The 18291-nt window shown below is 62.8% G+C and carries 15 protein-coding genes; 9 read left to right on the plus strand and 6 right to left on the minus strand.

Translation table 11 applies throughout. The features are described 5' to 3' along the window. Positions 1-29 precede the first annotated feature (29 nt). Entirely contained in the window at positions 30-947 is a 918-nt protein-coding gene (locus CN673_RS16060; protein ID WP_099867385.1) for a LysR family transcriptional regulator, read from the plus strand. Between the two features lie 36 nt (positions 948-983). On the opposite strand, the gene CN673_RS16065 is transcribed toward CN673_RS16060, so the two are convergent. The 5 genes from CN673_RS16065 to uraH form a co-directional block, all read right to left on the minus strand. Next, the gene (locus tag CN673_RS16065; RefSeq protein WP_198586023.1) at positions 984-1757 is read right to left on the minus strand and encodes a MauE/DoxX family redox-associated membrane protein; all 774 of its coding nucleotides are present in this window, start codon (positions 1755-1757) and stop codon (positions 984-986) included. Positions 1758-1890: 133 nt separating this feature from the next. Continuing rightward, positions 1891-2715 (minus strand): xanthine dehydrogenase accessory protein XdhC, encoded by an 825-nt coding sequence (gene xdhC / locus CN673_RS16070; protein ID WP_099867386.1) that lies wholly within the window; start codon positions 2713-2715, stop codon positions 1891-1893. A 3-nt stretch (positions 2716-2718) separates the two neighbouring features. Further along, the gene (gene xdhB, locus CN673_RS16075; RefSeq protein WP_245409954.1) at positions 2719-5079 is read right to left on the minus strand and encodes a xanthine dehydrogenase molybdopterin binding subunit; all 2361 of its coding nucleotides are present in this window, start codon (positions 5077-5079) and stop codon (positions 2719-2721) included. 11 nt (positions 5080-5090) lie between these two features. After that, entirely contained in the window at positions 5091-6560 is a 1470-nt protein-coding gene (gene xdhA / locus CN673_RS16080; protein ID WP_099867387.1) for a xanthine dehydrogenase small subunit, read from the minus strand. A gap of 2 nt (positions 6561-6562) precedes the next feature. After that, the gene (gene uraH, locus CN673_RS16085) at positions 6563-6910 is read right to left on the minus strand and encodes a hydroxyisourate hydrolase (RefSeq protein WP_099867388.1); all 348 of its coding nucleotides are present in this window, start codon (positions 6908-6910) and stop codon (positions 6563-6565) included. Between the two features lie 170 nt (positions 6911-7080). On the opposite strand from uraH, the gene puuE reads away from it, so the two are divergent. The 6 genes from puuE to CN673_RS16115 all read left to right on the plus strand — a co-directional run bounded on the left by puuE (position 7081) and on the right by CN673_RS16115 (position 14899). After that, the gene (gene puuE / locus CN673_RS16090; protein ID WP_099867389.1) at positions 7081-8499 is read left to right on the plus strand and encodes an allantoinase PuuE; all 1419 of its coding nucleotides are present in this window, start codon (positions 7081-7083) and stop codon (positions 8497-8499) included. An 11-nt stretch (positions 8500-8510) separates the two neighbouring features. Continuing rightward, positions 8511-9521, plus strand: a complete 1011-nt coding sequence (gene alc, locus CN673_RS16095) for an allantoicase (protein ID WP_099867390.1) — start codon at positions 8511-8513, stop codon at positions 9519-9521. Positions 9522-9527: 6 nt separating this feature from the next. Continuing rightward, positions 9528-10013, plus strand: coding sequence for an ureidoglycolate lyase (locus CN673_RS16100; protein WP_099867391.1), 486 nt, complete (start codon positions 9528-9530; stop codon positions 10011-10013). Positions 10014-10232: 219 nt separating this feature from the next. Continuing rightward, complete coding sequence (locus tag CN673_RS16105; protein WP_099867488.1) at positions 10233-11525, plus strand: NCS2 family permease; 1293 nt, start codon at positions 10233-10235, stop codon at positions 11523-11525. 193 nt (positions 11526-11718) lie between these two features. Beyond that, positions 11719-12912 (plus strand): HlyD family secretion protein, encoded by a 1194-nt coding sequence (locus CN673_RS16110; protein WP_099867489.1) that lies wholly within the window; start codon positions 11719-11721, stop codon positions 12910-12912. Position 12913: 1 nt separating this feature from the next. Next, the gene (locus CN673_RS16115; protein WP_099867392.1) at positions 12914-14899 is read left to right on the plus strand and encodes a glycosyltransferase; all 1986 of its coding nucleotides are present in this window, start codon (positions 12914-12916) and stop codon (positions 14897-14899) included. A gap of 8 nt (positions 14900-14907) precedes the next feature. Here CN673_RS16115 and CN673_RS16120 read toward each other — a convergent pair whose 3' ends face one another. Continuing rightward, positions 14908-16026, minus strand: a complete 1119-nt coding sequence (locus CN673_RS16120) for a cache domain-containing protein (protein ID WP_157928923.1) — start codon at positions 16024-16026, stop codon at positions 14908-14910. Positions 16027-16250: 224 nt separating this feature from the next. Between CN673_RS16120 and CN673_RS16125 the strand changes: the two genes are divergently transcribed. Together CN673_RS16125 and CN673_RS16130 are read left to right on the plus strand one after the other, a co-directional pair. Further along, positions 16251-17717: a nucleobase:cation symporter-2 family protein gene (locus CN673_RS16125; protein ID WP_370853061.1), complete on the plus strand. Its 1467-nt coding sequence runs from the start codon at positions 16251-16253 to the stop codon at positions 17715-17717. Positions 17718-17853: 136 nt separating this feature from the next. After that, positions 17854-18276 carry a response regulator gene (locus tag CN673_RS16130; RefSeq protein WP_099867395.1) on the plus strand — a complete coding sequence of 141 codons (423 nt, stop codon included), beginning with the start codon at positions 17854-17856 and terminating at the stop codon, positions 18274-18276. The last annotated feature ends 15 nt before the right edge of the window (positions 18277-18291 follow it).

Consider the following 18291-nt stretch of genomic DNA (forward strand, 5'->3'; position numbering starts at 1 on the left):
AATTTCTTGGAAGTGGTAGCGCAATTGCCATGTCCTACCTGAACAACATCCAGGTTTTCGTTCGCGTGGTCGAACTCGGCAACCTGTCAGCAGCGGGCCGCGATCAGCGCGTCTCGCCGGCCGTCGCCAGCAACCGGATCAAGGAACTGGAAGCGCATCTCGGCGTGAGGCTTTTCAACCGCACCACCCGCAAGCTGACGCCAACGGAGCACGGTCACCTTTTCTATTCTGGCGCCAAGAAGATTCTCGAGGCTGTCGACGAAGCCGAGGCCGCCGTCGCCACGTCGACCAGCAACCCCAAGGGCACGATCCGTGTGACTGCACCGCTCGGTATTGGTCGCCGGCTCATTGCTTCGGGGATACCGGAGTTTCGCGATCTCTATCCGGACATCGAGGTTCGGCTGCGGCTCTCCGACCACAATGTCGACATCATGACCGAGAGCATCGACATCGCCTTTCGTCTCGGCGTTATCGAGGACTCCAATCTTCGCATGCGCGGCATCATGGAATGCGAGCGTGTCCTTTGTGCCGCACCATCCTATCTCGACAAGCATGGCGAACCGGCCTCGCCCGATGCGCTCATCGATGAAGGGCATGCCTGTCTGCTGCTGCGCTTTCCCGGATCGCGCGAATATTTCTGGGTTCTGCGCACGGCGGACGGGCCGGAAAAATTCAACGTCGGCGGCCCCTATGATTCTGATGACGGCGATGTCCTCACGGACTGGGCGCTTGCCGGACGCGGCATCGTCAACAAGCCGCGCTTCGAGGTGGAGGCGCATCTGCGCTCTGGCGCCCTTAGGGCCGTTCTGACCCACACACCGCCCGTTCCGGCCCAGTTCGCCGCTCTTTATCCGCACAAGAATTTTCAGGACCCCAAGGTGCGCTTCTTCATCGACTTCATGGCGGAGCGTTGCCAGCGCATGATCCGCGACGCGCTGCCAGGCTGAAAGCGACCCGCCGTTCAACTGTCGCTGGAAAGCGGCCTAAAGCATCGCCGCGCCACCTGTCAGAAGCATCCACAGCGCCATCGCCACCATCATGACATTTTCGGTCAGCGAGACGAAGCCGAGCGGGACATTGCTGTCACCGCCGACGCAGGCACATTTCAGCTCCCGCTTGTCGACATAGACAGCCTTGAAAACCGAAACGGCACCGATCGTGCCGATGACGAGCGCCACGGGAATCGAAATCCACATCAGCGCGCCGGCGAGCATCAGCAGGCCCGCCAGCGTTTCCGCATAGGGGTAGATATAGGCGTACGGTACCCAGCGCACCGCCAAGAGGTCGTAGTTCAGGAACATCGAGGAGAACCCCTCGACGTCGCGCAGCTTCTGGAAGCCGAGCAGGCACATGGAAACGGCGATGAACCACTCGATGATGCGCAGCGGTGCCAATGTGCCGAGCGCGGCCCAACTGATTGCCATCGCCATGAGAAAGGCGACGGCAAACATGGCGATGACCGGCCGGTAAGTCAGTTCGCCCTTGCGTGCAACGTGCTTGCCGAAATGGGCCCTGAGGTCATCATACCCGCCGATACGCGTCCCGTCGATGAAGGTTTGCGGCGTCGTCTTCACCCCATGCTCGGCCTTGAATGCGTCGACGTCCTCGCGCGTCTTCAGGTGATGGTCCTCGACCGCGTACCCTTGCCGCTCCAGCAGCGATTTCGACTTGAGGCCGAACGGGCAGGTATGGCCGGGCATCATCATGCGATAGAGCGTGGCGGACTTCGCCTGATCCACGGTGACGTGTCTGTTCATCGATCTGTCCTGACGTTCAACTGCGCCCGCTATCCGGCAGAATGTCCGGGCCAGCGGTCTGTTCCGAATGGCATGACGCACATATGGAGCTTCCAGCAACTGGAAGGTCAAGGCACAAGGATCGCATCGGACCTTAAGGACCGGCCGACGCTTCGGCCGAAATCTCGGCGAAGATCCGCTCCAGTATCTCCGCCGCCGCCATGGCGGCGATGATTGTCGGCCGTTTGTCACGGACCTTGTGTCCGCCAATCGGGCAGACGAGCCCGGCAAAGGCCGCCTCGTTGCCACCATCTTCACGGAACCAACTGCGGAAGGAGGCCTTCTTCGTCTTCGAGCCGATCATGCCGACATAGCAGAGATCGCCGCGTGAAAGCGCCTCGCCGGTGATCAGGAAATCGAGCGAATGCTCATGCGTCATCACCACGACCGCGCTGCCTGCCGGCGCCTTGCGAACCATCGCCTCCGGCACCGGCGTCAGCCGGGTCTCGATCCCTGGCTCGGCATCCGCCAACGCGTCGCCGCGCGTATCGACGAGGATGACGCGGACGGGCAGCAACCGCATGGTGGTGGACAGGGCCAGGCCGACGTGACCAGCTCCGAAAATATAGACATGCGGCCGCTGCGCCGTCTCCGCGTTAAGCCGCCGCCGCACTTCGTCGCGCGATCGCTCGTCGAGGCGCTTGAGACTCAGCGAGACAAATCCCCCGCAGCATTGTCCAATTTCCGGTCCCAGCGGAATATCGAGGGTCATCGCCTCGCCGCCTGACCGCAGCATCTGACGCGCCTTGTCGATCGCAGCGAACTCGAGCTGGCCACCGCCGATCGTACCGGCACGTTCTGTCGCGGAAACGAGCATCCAGGTGCCAGCCGTGCGCGGTGTCGAGCCTTTGGCTGCCGTGACTTCCACCAGCACCACGGAATCGGCAGACGCAACCAGGCTTTCGAGCGCGATCAACATCCTTCAGCCTCCGACTTCAGCCCTCAGCCGCTCGATCGCCATCAGCACCCGTTCCGGCGTGGCAGGCGCATCGAGACGTGGGCAGATGCGGTAGCCGGCAACACTCGCCGCCGCCATCGACAGGGCTTCCAGCACCGAAATGGCCAGCATGAAAGGCGGCTCGCCAACGGCCTTTGACCGCTTGACGGTCGCCTCATGATTCTTCGACCAATCAGCGAGCTTCACGTTGAAGACGCGAGGACGGTCCGAGGCGAGCGGAATCTTGTAGGTGGAGGGAGCGTGCGTACGCAGCCGACCCTTGTCGTCCCACCAGAGTTCTTCCGTCGTCAGCCAGCCCATCCCCTGGATAAAGCCGCCCTCGATCTGGCCGATGTCGATCGCCGGGTTCAGAGAACGCCCGACGTCATGCAGGATATCCGTGCGATCGACATGATATTCGCCGGTGAGCGTGTCGACGGAAACTTCCGAGCACGAAGCACCATAGGCGAAGTAGTAGAACGGCCGCCCTTCGCCCTTGTCCCTGTCCCAGTGGATCTTCGGCGTCTTGTAGAAGCCGGCGGCCGACAGCTGAACGCGGGCCTGGTAGGCAAGCTGGATGAAATCGGCAAATGCGATCAGCTGATTGCCCACCTGCACCTGATTGACCGTAAACACCACCTGGTCGCGCTCGACCGACCATTTCTCCGCCGCGAAATCACGGAGCCGGTCCTTGATCTGCTCGGCGGCATCGGCCGCTGCCATGCCGTTGAGATCGGAACCGGACGAGGCTGCCGTCGCCGAGGTGTTCGGCACCTTGGCAGTGGTCGTGGCCGTGATCTTGACGTGGGCGAGATCGACCTGGAAAGCATCTGCCAGCACCTGCGCGACCTTCGTGTTGAGGCCCTGCCCCATCTCGGTCCCGCCATGGTTCAGGTGGATCGAGCCGTCGGTATAGATATGCACGAGCGCGCCGGCCTGATTGTACTCCGTCTTGGTGAAGGAGATGCCGAATTTCACCGGCGTCAGCGCGATCCCCTTCTTCACCACACGGCTTGTCGCATTGAATTCAACGATCGCCTTGCGACGCGCCTGGTAGTCGGCGCTCGCCTCCAGTTCCGCCACGATGCGCGGTGCGATGTTGTCCTCCACCGTCTGGTGATAGGGCGTGACGTTGCGTCCCTCGCCGTAGAAGTTGGCCTTGCGCACCGCCAGCGGGTCCTTGCCGAGCGCGTAGGCAATCTCCTCGATCATTCGCTCGCAGCCGACCATGCCCTGCGGTCCGCCAAAACCACGGAATGCCGTATTGGACACGGTGTTGGTCTTCAGCGGCTTGGAGGTCAGATGGACCGAGGGGAAATAGTACGCGTTGTCGGCATGGAACAGGGCGCGGTCGGTCACTGGTCCAGAGAGATCGGCCGAAAATCCGCAGCGCGCCGCGTAGGTGGCATCGACACCCTCAATGCGCCCATCGTCATCGAAGCCGACCGCATAAGCGACGTGGAAATCGTGCCGCTTGCCGGTCGCCACCATGTCGTCGTCACGGTCGGGTCGAATCTTGACGGCACGTCCCAGCCTCTTGGCGGCGAGCGCCGCAACGGCGGCGAACAAATTCGCCTGGGTCTCCTTGCCCCCGAAGCCGCCGCCCATGCGACGCACGTTGACCGTTACCGCGTTGGAAGGAATGCCGAGCACATGACCGACCATGTGCTGTACTTCGCTGGGGTGCTGCGTTGACGACCAGACAATTACATCGTCATCCTCGCCGGGAATTGCCATGGCGACCTGACCTTCGAGATAGAAGTGGTCCTGGCCGCCAATGCGCATCTCCCCGGCGAGGCGGTGCTTCGCCTTGGCCAGCGCATCCAGCGCATCGCCGCGTTTCAGCGTCATCGGCGGGAACACCATGGGCAGCCCGGCCTTGTCGGCCTCCACCACGTCGGTCACGTGGGCCAGCTCGCTGTAGCTGATCTCGGCCTTCCTTGCCGCACGCCGTGCCGCCTCGCGCGTTTCCGCCACGACGGCGAAGATCGGCTGGCCATGAAATTCTACCCGTTTCGATGCGAACACCGGATCGTCATGCCGCCCGACCGGGCTCACGTCGTTCTCGCCGGGAATGTCCTTTGCCGTTAGAACCGCGACGACGCCTGGCTGGCGCTGGACCGCATCGAGGTCGATCGAGACGATATCGGCATGTGCCCGCTCGGAAAGCCCGAGATAGGCATGCAGCGTACCGAACGGCTCGGTCAGGTCGTCGATATATTCGGCCGTGCCCGTGACGTGCTTGTGGGCGGAATCGTGCTGCTGACGCCGGTGAACCCCGCCCTTGATTTCGTTCTTTTCGAGCTTGACGGCCTTGCTCTCGGCCATGCGTTCGATCGTGTTCATCACACTCCTCCTTACGCCACCTGCCGTTCAAGGCGCACGGATTCGCCCGCGGTCTCCAGCTGGAAGCGGCGCAAGAGATTCATCGCGACCAAGAGCCGATAATGCGAGGACGCGCGCCAATCCGTGAGCGGTGTGAAATCTTCGGCGAAAAGCGTCACGGCGTCGGCGACGGTCTCCTCCGTCCAGGCCTTGCCGCGAAGCGCCGCTTCCACATGGCTGGCCCGTTTGGGCGTCGCCGCCATGCCGCCAAAGGCCAGAACGACATCGTCGACCGTTCCCGACGGCGACAGCGATAGCCGAAAGGCGCCGCAAACCGACGAGATGTCTTCCTCGCGCCGCTTTGAAACCTTGTATGCGGCGAAGCGCGCACCTTCGGCCGGCGCCGGGATCTCGATCGCCGCGACGAATTCGCCGGGGGCTCGGTCCTGCTTGCCGTAGTCGATGAAGAAATCGGCGATCGGCACGCGTCGCATCCCGTCGCCTTTGCGCAGCACCACCACCGCGTCGAGCGCAATCAGCGCCGGCGGGGTATCGCCGATCGGTGAACCATTGGCGACATTGCCGCCGATCGTGCCCATGTTGCGCACCTGCTCTCCGCCGATCCGGTCCCACAGATCGACGAATTCCGGGTAGCGCTCCGCGATCAACGCGAAAGCTTCCGTGTAGGTGACGCAGGCGCCGATGGCGAGCATATCGCCCCGCCCCTCGATCGCATGCAGTTCGTCGAGATGCGCAATGAAAACAACCGGTGAGATATCGCGCATGAATTTGGTCACCCACAGGCCGACATCGGTCGCGCCAGCCACGATGGTAGCCTGCGGTTCGGCCGAAAGCACGTCGGCCAGATCGTCGACCGAGGCCGGCAACACCAGCCGATCGCGCCCCTCTCCGATCGCAACGCGCCGGCCATCCTTCAGTGCCGCCAGCTTTTCAGTCATCGCCGCGCGCTCGACCATCAGCGGGTCACCCGCCTGTCCGCCCTTGGCGCAGGCTGCTTCGATCGCCTTGACGATCGGCTCGTAACCGGTGCAGCGGCAGAGATTGCCCTGCAAAGCCTTCTCGACCTGCCCAACCGTGGGCTCGGGATTCTGCATCCAGAGCGCATAGGCAGACATGACGAAGCCGGGCGTGCAGAAACCACACTGTGAGGCATCGGCATCGACCATCGCTTGCTGCACCGGATGCAGGCGCCCGTCCTGTGCCGCCAGATGCTCGACGGTCACGACATGACAGCCATCGAGCGAACCGAGAAATCGAATGCAGGCGTTGACCGTCTCGTAGCGCAAGGCCCCGGAGGTCAACCGGCCGACGAGAACGGTGCAGGCACCGCAATCGCCTTCCGCACAGCCTTCCTTTGTGCCGCGCAGCCGCGCCGAAAGCCGCAGCCAGTCGAGAAGCGTCTCGTCCGGCGCGACACGTGAGAGTTCGACGAGCCGGTCGTTCAGATAGAATCGGATAATGTTGCGGATCGCCGCGGTCATCGTCAGCTCCCCCGATAGGTCGAATAGCCGAAGGGCGATATCAGAAGCGGCACATGGTAGTGCGCAGCCCCGTCCTCGATCAGAAACGGCACCGGCACCACATCATAAAAGCCTTCCGTTCCGCTCTCACGAAAATACCCTCCGACATGGAAGCGCACTTCGTATCGGCCGGGCTTCAGGTCTGCACCCGAAAGCAGCGGAGCGTCACAGCGGCCGTCCGCATTCGTCCGCTCCGATTTGACGACGGTTGCCTCGGCGCCATGCCCTTCACACAACTCGATGGTCAGGCCGGACGCCGGCTTGCCGCTCGCGGTATCCAGAACGTGGGTCGTCAGTCTGCCGCCCGCCATTTCATATCCTCCCGGGATTCGACGTCTCAAACCTCGGCATTTTTCACCTGTCCTTGTCGCGAGGGAAGCGGCCGGCGCCCCAAATGACTTTCAAGAAATTCATGGGGAATGACCTGGCGCTTTATCGCCTAATCATAGGCCCATTCCGATGATTTCCGAAAGGCCGGGCAATGCGCTATCCGCGCGATCTTCATGGCTATGGCGAAACCCCACCGCACCCGCAATGGCCGGGTGGCGCGGTCATCGCAGTCCAGTTCGTTGTCAACTATGAGGAAGGCGGAGAAAACTGCGTGCTGCACGGCGATGCCGCCTCCGAAGCCTTCCTGTCGGAAATTCCCGGTGCCCAGCCATGGCCGGGCCAGCGTCACTGGAACATGGAATCGGTTTATGAATATGGCGCCCGCGCCGGCTTCTGGCGCCTGCATCGGCTCCTGACCCGCGAGAACGTTCCCGTCACCGTCTATGGCGTTGCCGAGGCACTGCGCCGATCGCCCGCGCAGGTCGCCGCCATGCAGGCTGCCGGCTGGGAAATCGCCTCGCACGGCCTCAAATGGATCGACTACCGCGATCACGGCCGTAACGCCGAGCGCGCCGACATGGACGAGGCGATCCGCCTTCATGCCGCCATCACCGGCGAGCGCCCGGCCGGCTGGTATACGGGCCGTTGCTCGGAAAACACCGTCGACCTCGTCACAGGGGAAGGCGGCTTCGCCTATGTCTCCGACAGCTACGCCGACGATCTGCCCTACTGGCACGAGCACGCCGGCAGGCACCAGCTTGTCGTCCCCTATACGCTCGAGACCAACGACATGCGGTTCTCGACGATCTCCGGCTTCGCCCAAGGCGAAGACTTCTACGCCTATCTCCGCGACGCTTTCGACACATTGCATGCCGAGGGTATGGAAGGCAGTCCGAAGATGCTGTCGATCGGCCTTCACTGCCGTCTTGCCGGCCGCCCCGGGCGCCTGGCCGCGCTGAAGCGATTGATCTCCTACATGAAGGGCCGCGACCGCGTCTGGTTCGCGACCCGCCTCGACATTGCGAACCATTGGCGCGCAAACCACCCGCCGGTCGCGGGCACGCTCATTCCCTCGCGAATGGAGCGCGCCGATTTCGTCTCCCGCTTCGGCGGCGTCTTCGAACATTCTCCGTGGATCGCCGAGCGGGCGTTCGACGGAGAACTTGGCCCGGCAAACGATACGGCCGACGGGCTGCACTTTGCGCTGAAACTGGCTTTCCGCCTCGCCTCCGACGAGGAAAAGCTCGGCGTTCTGCAAGCACACCCTGATCTGGCTGGCAAACTCGCCGCCGCCAAACGCCTCACCGCCGAGTCCACGGCCGAGCAGGCCGGCGCCGGCCTTGATGCGCTGAGCGATTCCGAGCGTGCCCGCTTCACCGTACTCAACGACGACTATCAATCGAAATTCGGCTTCCCCTTCATCATTGCGGTGAAGGGGCTCGACCGCCACGCCATCCTCGCCGCCTTCGAGCGCAGGATCGGCAACGACCGCGAGACCGAAGTCCATACCGCCGCCCGCGAGGTCGAGAAGATTGCCCTTCTGCGCCTTCGCGACCTGTTTTCCAGATAAGGAGCAAGCTCATGCTGCAGAAAGTCACCGATGCGCCCGATTTCGTGGCCCACGGAATCAACCTCGCCTCCGCCGGCCTCGGCGCGGAAGCGGTCTATGCCACCGACGAATTCTTCGCGCCGCTCTCGCGCATGCTTTCTGACGCACCCGCCGTCTTCATCGCCGACAAGTACGACGATAACGGCAAGTGGATGGACGGCTGGGAATCGCGCCGCAAACGCGGCCCCGGCCACGATTTCTCGATCGTGAAGCTGGCGGTGCCGGGCCGAATTCTCGGTTTCGACGTCGACACTTCGCATTTCATCGGCAATTATCCGCCCGCCTGCCGCATCGAGGCGGCGCGCGTCGCCGGGACACCCGACGAGGCAACCGAGTGGGTCGAACTCGTACCACAACGTCCGCTCGGCCCCGGCGCTCACCACTACTTCGCAGCGACGTCCGATGCGATCTGGACCCATGTCCGCCTTCACATTCACCCCGACGGCGGCGTCGCCCGCCTGCGCGTCTACGGCGAGCCGGAACTTGATCGTTCCGCCGCCGGCGACAGGGTCGTCGACCTCGCCTCCTCTCTGGCGGGCGGCCGCATCGTCGCCTTCTCCGACGCGCATTTCGGCGACTATCGCCGGCTGCTCGCGCCAGGCCGCGGCCTCGACATGGGCGACGGCTGGGAGACGCGACGCCGCCGGCAGCCGGGCAACGACTGGATAATCGTCCGTCTCGCCGCCCGCGGCCTCGTCGAAAGCGTGTTGGTCGATACAGCCCACTACAAGGGCAACTATCCCCACGCCTGCTCCATTCAGGCCGCCGATCTCGGTGCGATGACGGGCGGCCTCAATGACATGGTGATCAACTCATCCATGTTCTGGGACGAAATCCTGCCACAGCAGATGCTGGCTGCCGACACGGTTCACGAATTCGCCGCAGACAAGGTGATTTCGTCTGCTCCCGTCACCCACGTTCGCCTCAACATCTATCCGGATGGCGGCGTCAGCCGCCTCAGGATCAACGGGCGTCTGGTCTGACGGGGCATGACGCGCATTGCGATCGAGCCGCTGACCCGCAAGGCCTTCGCACCGTTCGGCGACGTCATAGAGATGGAGGGAGCGGTGCGCTTCCCCATCAACGCCGGTCGGTGCACGCGCTTTCACGATCTGGCCAGGATCGAGACGGCTGGTGAAGGCGCCCGGCCGATCATCAGCATCGTGCGCGGCGAGCCGTACGATCTGCCGCTTGAACTCACGATGGTCGAGCGGCATCCCTTCGGCAGTCAGGCATTCGTGCCGCTGTCCGACAATCCATTTCTCGTTGTCGTCGCCGAAGACACCGACAACGGACCTGGCCGTCTCCTCGCCTTCCGTACCGCGCCGGGCCAGGGCATCAACATCGCCATGAACGTCTGGCACGGCATCTTGACGCCACTCGGCGCGATCAGCGATTTTCTTGTCGTCGATCGCGCCGGCGCCGGCGTCAACCTCGAAGAGTTCTTCTTCAAATCGCCCTGTCTCGTCGGATGACACCGGCATTGCCTTCACATTCATGAAGGTCCTTCTAAGCAAAGCCGGCAAATGGCCCGCTTGCCTCCAATGAGCGCCGCGCGCAGGATTACCAATGGCGCGGCTGCGGGGAGAGCGGCCGCCATCTGGAGGTTTCAGCGCATCGATCTGGCGGCCATGGAACGGCCCCGCCGACCTGCCGCAAGCGGACGGCCGATGCGCGATCGATTGGGAGGCAGCATGCTTGAGAAATTCTTCGCCCTGAAGGCGCACGGCACCAGCGCACGCACCGAGGTTCTGGCCGGCATCACGACCTTCCTCACGATGGCGTATATCGTCTTCGTCAATCCGGAAATCCTGTCATCGACCGGGATGGACCGCGACGCTGTTTTCGTCGCCACCTGCCTGGCCGCCGCCCTTGGCTCGCTTGTGATGGCCCTAATTGCAAACTGGCCGATCGGCATGGCGCCCGGCATGGGCCTCAATGCGTTCTTCGCCTTCACGGTGGTCGGCGCCATGGGCTTCACCTGGCAGCAGGCGCTGGGAGCGGTCTTCATCTCCGGCGTCATCTTCCTGATCCTGACAGTCACCGGCGTTCGCGCCTGGCTGATTGCCGGCATTCCCCAGTCACTGCGAAGCGCCATAGCCGCCGGCATCGGGCTTTTCCTCGGCATCATAGCGCTGACGAGCGCCGGGATCGTGGTCGATAGCCCGGCGACGCTCGTAACACTCGGCGATTTGCACCAGACCGGCCCGCTGCTCGCCATCTTCGGCTTCTTCGTCATCGCGGCACTCGACGCCATGAAGGTGCGTGGCGCGATCCTGATCGGAATCCTGGTAGTCACGGTCCTTGCCATCCTGCTCGGCGTCAGCGAATTCCAGGGAATTATTTCCATGCCGCCCTCCATCGCTCCGACCTTCATGCAGATGGACATCTGGGGCGCGCTCGGCGTCGGTGTCTTTCAAGTCATTCTTGTGTTCGTGCTGGTCGAGGTATTCGACGCGACGGGAACACTGATCGGTGTGGCAAAGCGTGCCGGTCTCATCGAACCGGGAAAGCCCAACAACCTCGGCCGGGCGCTGTTCGCGGACTCCACGGCCATAATCGGCGGTTCCATGCTCGGCACATCGAGCACGACCGCCTATGTCGAAAGTGCGTCCGGTGTGCAGGCGGGGGGCCGAACGGGGCTGACCGCTCTTGTCATCGCGCTGCTCTTTCTTGCGGCGCTCTTCATATCGCCGCTCGCCGGCGCCGTTCCGGCCTATGCGACGGCACCCGCCCTCCTCTACGTGGCCGGCCTCATGATGCGCGAACTGGTCGACATCGAATGGGCCGATGTCACAGAGGCGACGCCGGCCGCCCTGACGGCGCTCGCCATGCCGCTGACCTATTCGATCGCCAACGGCCTTGCCTTCGGCTTCATAAGCTATGCCGTGCTCAAGCTCGTCACCGGGAAGGCCCGCGACGTGCATCCGGCCACCTGGGTCGTCGCTGCGCTCTTTGTCATCCGCTTCGCCTTCTTCGCGGAGTAGCGCGCCTTGGGACGCCGCGAGCGCGGCGTCCCTTCGATGCAGCCCTGCCACGATTGACGTTTCATTCAGTGTGTTGAGCAATCCCCGGTTGCTCTCGCAAGCGGCGGTTCTACCATGATCGCCGGGCCCATGATTCGCGCCGGACGGCACTTGCGTGAGGTGCCCGAACGTCGACGCCCAGCAGGATGGCATGATGCGGTTCACACGTTTGATCATCGGATTTGCGCTCATTGCTGGCGCAGTATTCATCATTTTCGGAGAGCAGATGGCCGGCGCGAGCGCTGATGCCGTCGTCAATGCGCAAGTCACGACACTGCGCACGCCTATAGCCGGCACGCTCGACATGCCGACGCGGGCGCTCGGCTCGGCGGTGTCGCCTGGCGAGCAGCTGGGCGCGATAACAGATTCGCTCGTAGACAACCTTAGATTGAATGACCTGATCCAGGAGAAGGCGACCGTCGATGCCCAGATCGTGCGCCTCGAAGCAGCCATTGTTTCAAATCGGGATGCGATCGAAGCGCTGACGCAACGGGCGCAAGATTACCGCGTCGAGCGGGTGCGCCAACTGGAGGCGCAACTGCGCGCCGCAAATTCGCTCGTCTCCGTTGCCGAAGCCCGCCTCGAAACGGCGAACACCGCGCTCGAACGATCGAGCCGCCTCGCCGATCGGGGTCTCGAAACCGCGGTCTCTTTCGAGCAGGCTCAATCGCTCGTCGAGGTCTCGCAGTTGGAAATCGATAACGCGCGCGAACAGGCTATTGCCGTCGAGATCGCATTGGAATCAGCCCGCCGCGGGACGTTTCTCGGCGATGGTTACAACGATGCGCCCTATTCCGAGCAACGCATTTCCGAATTGTCGCTGCAAGTGGCTGAACTGGAAGCTGACCTTGAGGCCCAACGGACGCTCGCGGCGTCCCTCGAACGCCGCATTGAAGCCGAACGCCGGCGCGTCAACAGGCTGACGAACGCCGGCTTGACCTCCAATGTCGATGGCCTCCTATGGGATCTGCTTGCCGGCGATGGCGAGACGCTGCAGCGTGGCCAGAGCGTGCTGCGTCTCGTTGACTGCGATTCCACGCTCGTCACGCTGAGCGTCACGGAAAGCGTCTACAATCGTCTCGAGGTTGGCACCGAAGCCAGGTTTCGTCTCGATGGCACGGATGAGACGCTCGACGGCACTGTGACGAGGCTTGCCGGTGCCGGCGCCGACACGATCTATCAGAATCTGGCGATCGCACCCAGCCAACGACACCTGGAGCGCTTCGACGTTTCGCTCATCGTGCCGGCTCTGCGCAACGATCCGGAGATGCGCTGTTCCATCGGCCGAACCGGCCGGGTCTATTTCGAAAGCCGCCCGCTCGACATGCTCCGCCGCCTGTGGAGCTGAAATGTACCCGCCGGTCCTTCTGAGCGAACTTGGTTCAAGCGTCGTTCAATTGCTTCTTGTCTGCGGTCTGGTACTCGTCCTGCCGTCCTTTCTCGACCGTACCCGAACGGTCCACCGGGTGTTCCTGTTCGGCGTCGCCGGCATTCTTTCGCTGCGCTATTTCTGGTGGCGCCTGACGGATACTCTGGCACCTATCGGCTGGACATGGGACGTTCTCGCCAGCTGGTCCTTTTTCGCGATCGAGGCCGGAGCGCTCTTCTCCTCGCTCAGCGCTTTCGTGATCTTGATGCGCCACCGCGAGCGAAGCCAGGAGGCGACCGAGCACGCCGGTTGGTGGCAGCCGGCCGGTCCGCCGAAAGTCGCCATGCTCATCGCCACATACAACGAGGAGCGATCGATCCTGGAGCGGACGATCGTCGGTTGCCGAGGCCTCGACCACGACAATGTCGAGATTCTCGTCCTGGATGACGGGCGCCGTGACTGGCTGCGCGGTTATTGCGCGGAGATGGGCGTGCGCTACGTCACGCGTGCCGACAACAAGGGTTCGAAAGCGGGCAATATCAACAATGCTCTCGACGTTCTCGCCGCCGATCCGGCTCCTCCGGACTTCATCGCGGTCCTGGACGCTGACTTCGTGCCGCACAGCAATTTCCTGTCCCGCGCGCTGCCGCTGTTCCACGATTCGTCGGTCGGACTTGTGCAAACGCCGCAGCATTTTTTCAACACCGATCCAATCCAGCACAATCTCGGCTTGTCGCGCTCCTATCCCGATGAACAGCGCTTCTTCTTCGATCATCTTGAGCCGTCTCGCGACGCTTGGGACATTGCAATCTGCTGCGGGACCTCATCCGTCCTGCGCTGGACCTCCATACGCCAGATCGGCGGCTTCCCGACTGACAGCATCACCGAGGACTTCATGGTCACGCTGGCGCTGCAGAATGCCGGCATCCGCACCGTGTACCTAAACGAAGCGCTGACAGAGGGCCTCGCGCCGGAGGGTCTGAAGGAATATGTGACGCAGCGCGCGCGCTGGTGCCTCGGCCTGATGCAGATCGCCCGTGGCAGGCTGAACCCGTTCTCGAGAAGCAATCTGCGGCTCCGCGACCGTTGGAGCGTGCTGGATTCAGTCGGTTACTGGCTGACCTCCTTCGCGTTTCGCCTGGCGGCCGTGGTCTATCCGCTGCTCTACTGGTACTTCAACATAATCGTGGTCGATGCGACCGTGCCGGACGTGATCAGCTATTTCGGCGTCTATTTCGCGTGGCTGCTTTTCGCGATGAACTTCGTTTCGCGCGGCCTCATCGTTCCCATCGTCAACGATGTCAGCCAGCTGCTCGGCGCCATCGCCATCACGCGCGCCGCCATCACTGGCCTGATCTGGCCACACGGACACAGCTTCAAGGTCACGGCCAAGGGCGGCGACCGCAGCCGTGTCGTCGTCCAGTGGGCCCTCATGCGCCCCTTCATCGTGCTACTGGTCCTGACAATCGGCGGCCTGACAATCGGTATGGTGTCGGATGCATTCGCCTATCGCGATGCCGGAGAGGGCAAGGTCGTCATCCTGTTCTGGACGATCTACAACCTCTTCGTGCTGGCCATCACCATCACCGCCTGTGTCGAACTGCCCCGCCGCGAGCGCCATTTCGGAGACAGGCCCGAACGCACTTTGATGCGGGCCGGAGACAAGCTGACACGCGTCTGGCTGACGAGCCTTGCGCAAGACGGCGCGCGCGTGCGCGGCATCCGCCTGGCCCCTGGCGAGGAAGTGCTCATAGCCATTCGCGGCGTTGGCGACGTGGAAGCCCGCGTTCTCAATCCGACCCAAGATGGCGCACGCCTGGCGCTCTTGCCTGATGCGCAGCAGCACGAAGCGCTACTTCGCCGCTTCTATGCCGAGGGCGACGCGCCCGGCGTCAGCGCCACACGCCTGTCCGCCATCCTTCGCGACGCTGGCCGGCGGCTTTCCTTCTCAGATGCGCCAGAATGAATCTCGTCTCAATCGTTGACGGGGCTTCGGCCTTGCAGCCGCGCGATCGCGGCACTCAGGCGCGATAGCTCAGCTGTGCGACGCGATTCATACGGATAGATGTCCTCACCATCAGCAACGCGCACTGCATTCTGGGATATTTCAGCGAATGGGCGAACGAATGCCTGTATGAAGAGCAGGGTGAGCAGAATGAGAAACAGGCCGAACGAGGCGAGCGACACGAGAATGCCAGCAGAAAAGGCGCGATCTGTTACTTCCAGAGCGTCCGCGTCGATCCTTGCGATCAACCGCCATCCGAAGGAGGGAAGATCGCCGTAGTCGACCTGAGGAATAACGGTCGTCAGGTAGCGACGGCCATCCGGCCAGGTCTCCACATCTGCGCCGCCGACACCGCTGCTGGCACGGCGCGTACTCTGCAGGTCAAGCGTCTCATACGTCGAGCCATCGGTCGCCGCGATCACGCCGCCACTGCGCGAGACGAGAAATAGATCGACCGCCAATGCCTCCGCTTCCTCGCGCAGAAACGTCTGCGCCCAACTGAAATCGATGTGATACCCAAGGACGCCGACCGCCTCCCCGTCTGCGCCAGCGACCGGCGTCGCCAGGTCGATGAAGCGTCGCGGCTCTCCTTCCTGGCTGGGAAGCAACGAGGCAAGGAGCACGGCCTCATGTACGTCCCCGGCGAACGGACCCTCCAATCCACGCTGGAACCATGGCCGCTCGCCAACATTCTGACCCTCCAAAAGCCCGTTGGACGACGCTTCCACCTCTCCGTCGATCGTGGCGAATCCAGCCCATGAGACCCGATCCCCATCGCCGACGGCAAAATCGAGCTCACCGCGCAAGCGCTGGGGGTCATCGATCACGAGGGAACTGGCCAGGGCTTGCACACTTTGCCATTCGTCGTGCAAGGCGCGTGCAAAGGCCAGTTCGGCGCCATTCGCCCGCGTCGACACGGCCGCTGCCAGTGCCTCTGAGTTGAACGCGGCAACGCGGTCGCGTACCAGGGTCGCAGCGGCCAATCCTGCAACCAGAGCGCCTACCAGAACGAAGCCGCAGACCGCACCGGCAAGGGTCACCGGGTTTCTGGTTTTCCGCAACTTCGAGCTTGCCGATATCGTCGTCATGACGGCCTCCGGGTGCAAATCGGTTTCAGCGATGGCGCCCACCGCACACTGCACGCCTTAAGAAACGGTTAAGCCGACAGCCTTCTCCAATACGTTGGAAACACCGCAAACAGTTTCCTCGCAAACGCCGATTGTGAACCCGGCGGGCCTGCCGAAAAATGAGGCTTTCACCCGATGGAGGATCGGGTGACACTATCCCGGTCTAAGTGATGGAGGACGCGCCCATGACCGTGCATCCCGTCGACGAGAAACTGCCCGCTGGCAGGCTCGCCACTCTCGGACTTCAGCATGTGCTTGTGATGTACGGTGGCGCGGTCGCGGTGCCGCTGATCATCGGGCGTGCGCTCGATCTGTCCCCGGAGGAGGTTGCCTATCTGATATCCGCCGATCTGTTCGTCTGCGGCATCGTTACCATCATACAGTCACTCGGCGCCGGGCCGGCGATCGGCATACGCCTTCCGGTCATGATGGGGGTGACGTTCGCCGCGGTGGGTCCAATGGTGTCGATGGCCAATGCGGTTCCAGGCGCCGAAGGTGCACGGATGATTTTCGGGGCCATCATCGGCGCTGGTCTCATCGCATTTCTCATCGCGCCCTTGATGGGCAGACTGCTGCGGTTCTTTCCGCCCGTCGTGACAGGAACGATCATCCTGGTGATTGGCGTTTCCCTGATGCGGGTCGGCATCAACTGGATCTTCGGCAATCCTGTGGGGCCAACCGCACCGAAACTGGTCGATCCTGCCCACGCCGAATGGCTCGCCGCCATGCGGTCGGCCGAGGCTTCGCCGCCCGTTCCGGAAGGGCTCTCCCTGGCGGCGACCATGCCGAACGACGCCTATGCCCAACCCGGTCACATCCTCATCGCCGCCATCGTGCTCGTTTCGATCCTCATGATTGCCCGCTACGGCCGCGGCCTCGTCGCCAACATCGCGGTGCTGCTAGGCATCGTCATCGGATGTGCGATCACCGCAGCACTCGGCCTGATGCACTTCGATCGGGTTGCGTCCGCCGGCTGGTTCGAGATCGTTACGCCTCTGCGTTTCGGCATGCCGATCTTCGACCCGATCCTGATCGCGACGATGACGCTCGTGATGATCGTCGTGATGATCGAATCGACGGGCATGTTTCTGGCACTCGGCGAAATGACGAATTCGCAAATCTCGCAAAGGCGGCTGACGGCCGGGCTCCGCGTAGACGGCCTTGGGACGACGATCGGCGGCCTGTTCAACACGTTTCCCTATACGAGTTTCTCGCAGAATGTCGGCCTTGTCGGCGTGACCGGCGTCAAGAGCCGGTATGTCTGCGTCGCCGCCGGTGTGATCATGACCCTGCTCGGCGTTGTTCCGAAAATGGGCGCTCTCGTGGAAGCCGTACCCACCTTCGTTCTGGGTGGTGCCGGCATCGTCATGTTCGGCATGGTGGCAGCGACAGGCGTTCGGATCCTGTCGACCGTCGACTTCAAATCCTCGAAGAACAATCTCTTCGTCGTCGCCGTTTCGGTGGGCTTCGGGCTGATCCCACTGATCGCGCCGAACTATCTCCAATGGCTGCCGCATGCGATCCACCCATTGATCGAATCGGGCATCCTTCTGGCATCGGCCATGGCAATCATGCTCAACGCGTTCTTCAACGGTGTCGACATGGAGACTGCAGCTTCGATCGAGGCCGCCAAGCTCGCAGACGGTCATTGAGCCCCAGATCGACCGCTCCTTTTGGTCGGTCTGGAACCGAATCTGTGTCCCGTCAGTTGTCAAGGCGACTGAAATCATGCAAGCGAGCGCCCCTGAGGGCAGCGGGGGCGAATGCCCTCCTCGCGAAGGACGGGGTATGCAGAAGAACGAGGCACTGCGCGGCTTGCGCATCCTGCTGGTCGAGGACGATGTCCTTATCGCCATGGATATCGAAGACTTGTTGTTGGATCAGGGTTGCGCGGTCGTCGGACCTTTTGCGCGCGTCGATGACGCATCGCGTGCCGCGGCCGCACATGAACTGGACGGCGCGATCCTCGACCTCAACCTTCAGGGCGCATTGTCTTTTCCGGTGATGGACGTGCTCAAGGAGCGCGAGATTCCATTCATCGTCTGCAGTGGCTACGTCGAACTGCCGCAACTGCGCGAGAAACTGATGGACGTTCCCAAGCTCGGCAAGCCGAGCGACCATCGAATGCTGGTCGAGACCATGGCTTTCCACTTCGCCGCTCAGCGCACGACGACGTCGAACAGCACACCGGATCAGATCGGATTCGCGTAAGGCCTCGTCTAAAAA

Source organism: Neopararhizobium haloflavum (assembly GCF_002750855.1).
Lineage (GTDB): Bacteria > Pseudomonadota > Alphaproteobacteria > Rhizobiales > Rhizobiaceae > Georhizobium > Georhizobium haloflavum.

Bases quoted from the DNA above. Each gene is read 5' to 3' on its own strand.
- CN673_RS16060 (WP_099867385.1), top strand. From the start codon at position 30: ATGTCCTACCTGAACAACATCCAGGTTTTCGTTCGCGTGGTCGAACTC.
- CN673_RS16065 (WP_198586023.1), bottom strand. From the start codon at position 1,757: ATGAACAGACACGTCACCGTGGATCAGGCGAAGTCCGCCACGCTCTAT.
- xdhC (WP_099867386.1), bottom strand. From the start codon at position 2,715: ATGTTGATCGCGCTCGAAAGCCTGGTTGCGTCTGCCGATTCCGTGGTG.
- xdhB (WP_245409954.1), bottom strand. From the start codon at position 5,079: ATGAACACGATCGAACGCATGGCCGAGAGCAAGGCCGTCAAGCTCGAA.
- xdhA (WP_099867387.1), bottom strand. From the start codon at position 6,560: ATGACCGCGGCGATCCGCAACATTATCCGATTCTATCTGAACGACCGG.
- uraH (WP_099867388.1), bottom strand. From the start codon at position 6,910: ATGGCGGGCGGCAGACTGACGACCCACGTTCTGGATACCGCGAGCGGC.
- puuE (WP_099867389.1), top strand. From the start codon at position 7,081: ATGCGCTATCCGCGCGATCTTCATGGCTATGGCGAAACCCCACCGCAC.
- alc (WP_099867390.1), top strand. From the start codon at position 8,511: ATGCTGCAGAAAGTCACCGATGCGCCCGATTTCGTGGCCCACGGAATC.
- CN673_RS16100 (WP_099867391.1), top strand. From the start codon at position 9,528: ATGACGCGCATTGCGATCGAGCCGCTGACCCGCAAGGCCTTCGCACCG.
- CN673_RS16105 (WP_099867488.1), top strand. From the start codon at position 10,233: ATGCTTGAGAAATTCTTCGCCCTGAAGGCGCACGGCACCAGCGCACGC.
- CN673_RS16110 (WP_099867489.1), top strand. From the start codon at position 11,719: ATGCGGTTCACACGTTTGATCATCGGATTTGCGCTCATTGCTGGCGCA.
- CN673_RS16115 (WP_099867392.1), top strand. From the start codon at position 12,914: ATGTACCCGCCGGTCCTTCTGAGCGAACTTGGTTCAAGCGTCGTTCAA.
- CN673_RS16120 (WP_157928923.1), bottom strand. From the start codon at position 16,026: ATGACGACGATATCGGCAAGCTCGAAGTTGCGGAAAACCAGAAACCCG.
- CN673_RS16125 (WP_370853061.1), top strand. From the start codon at position 16,251: ATGACCGTGCATCCCGTCGACGAGAAACTGCCCGCTGGCAGGCTCGCC.
- CN673_RS16130 (WP_099867395.1), top strand. From the start codon at position 17,854: ATGCAGAAGAACGAGGCACTGCGCGGCTTGCGCATCCTGCTGGTCGAG.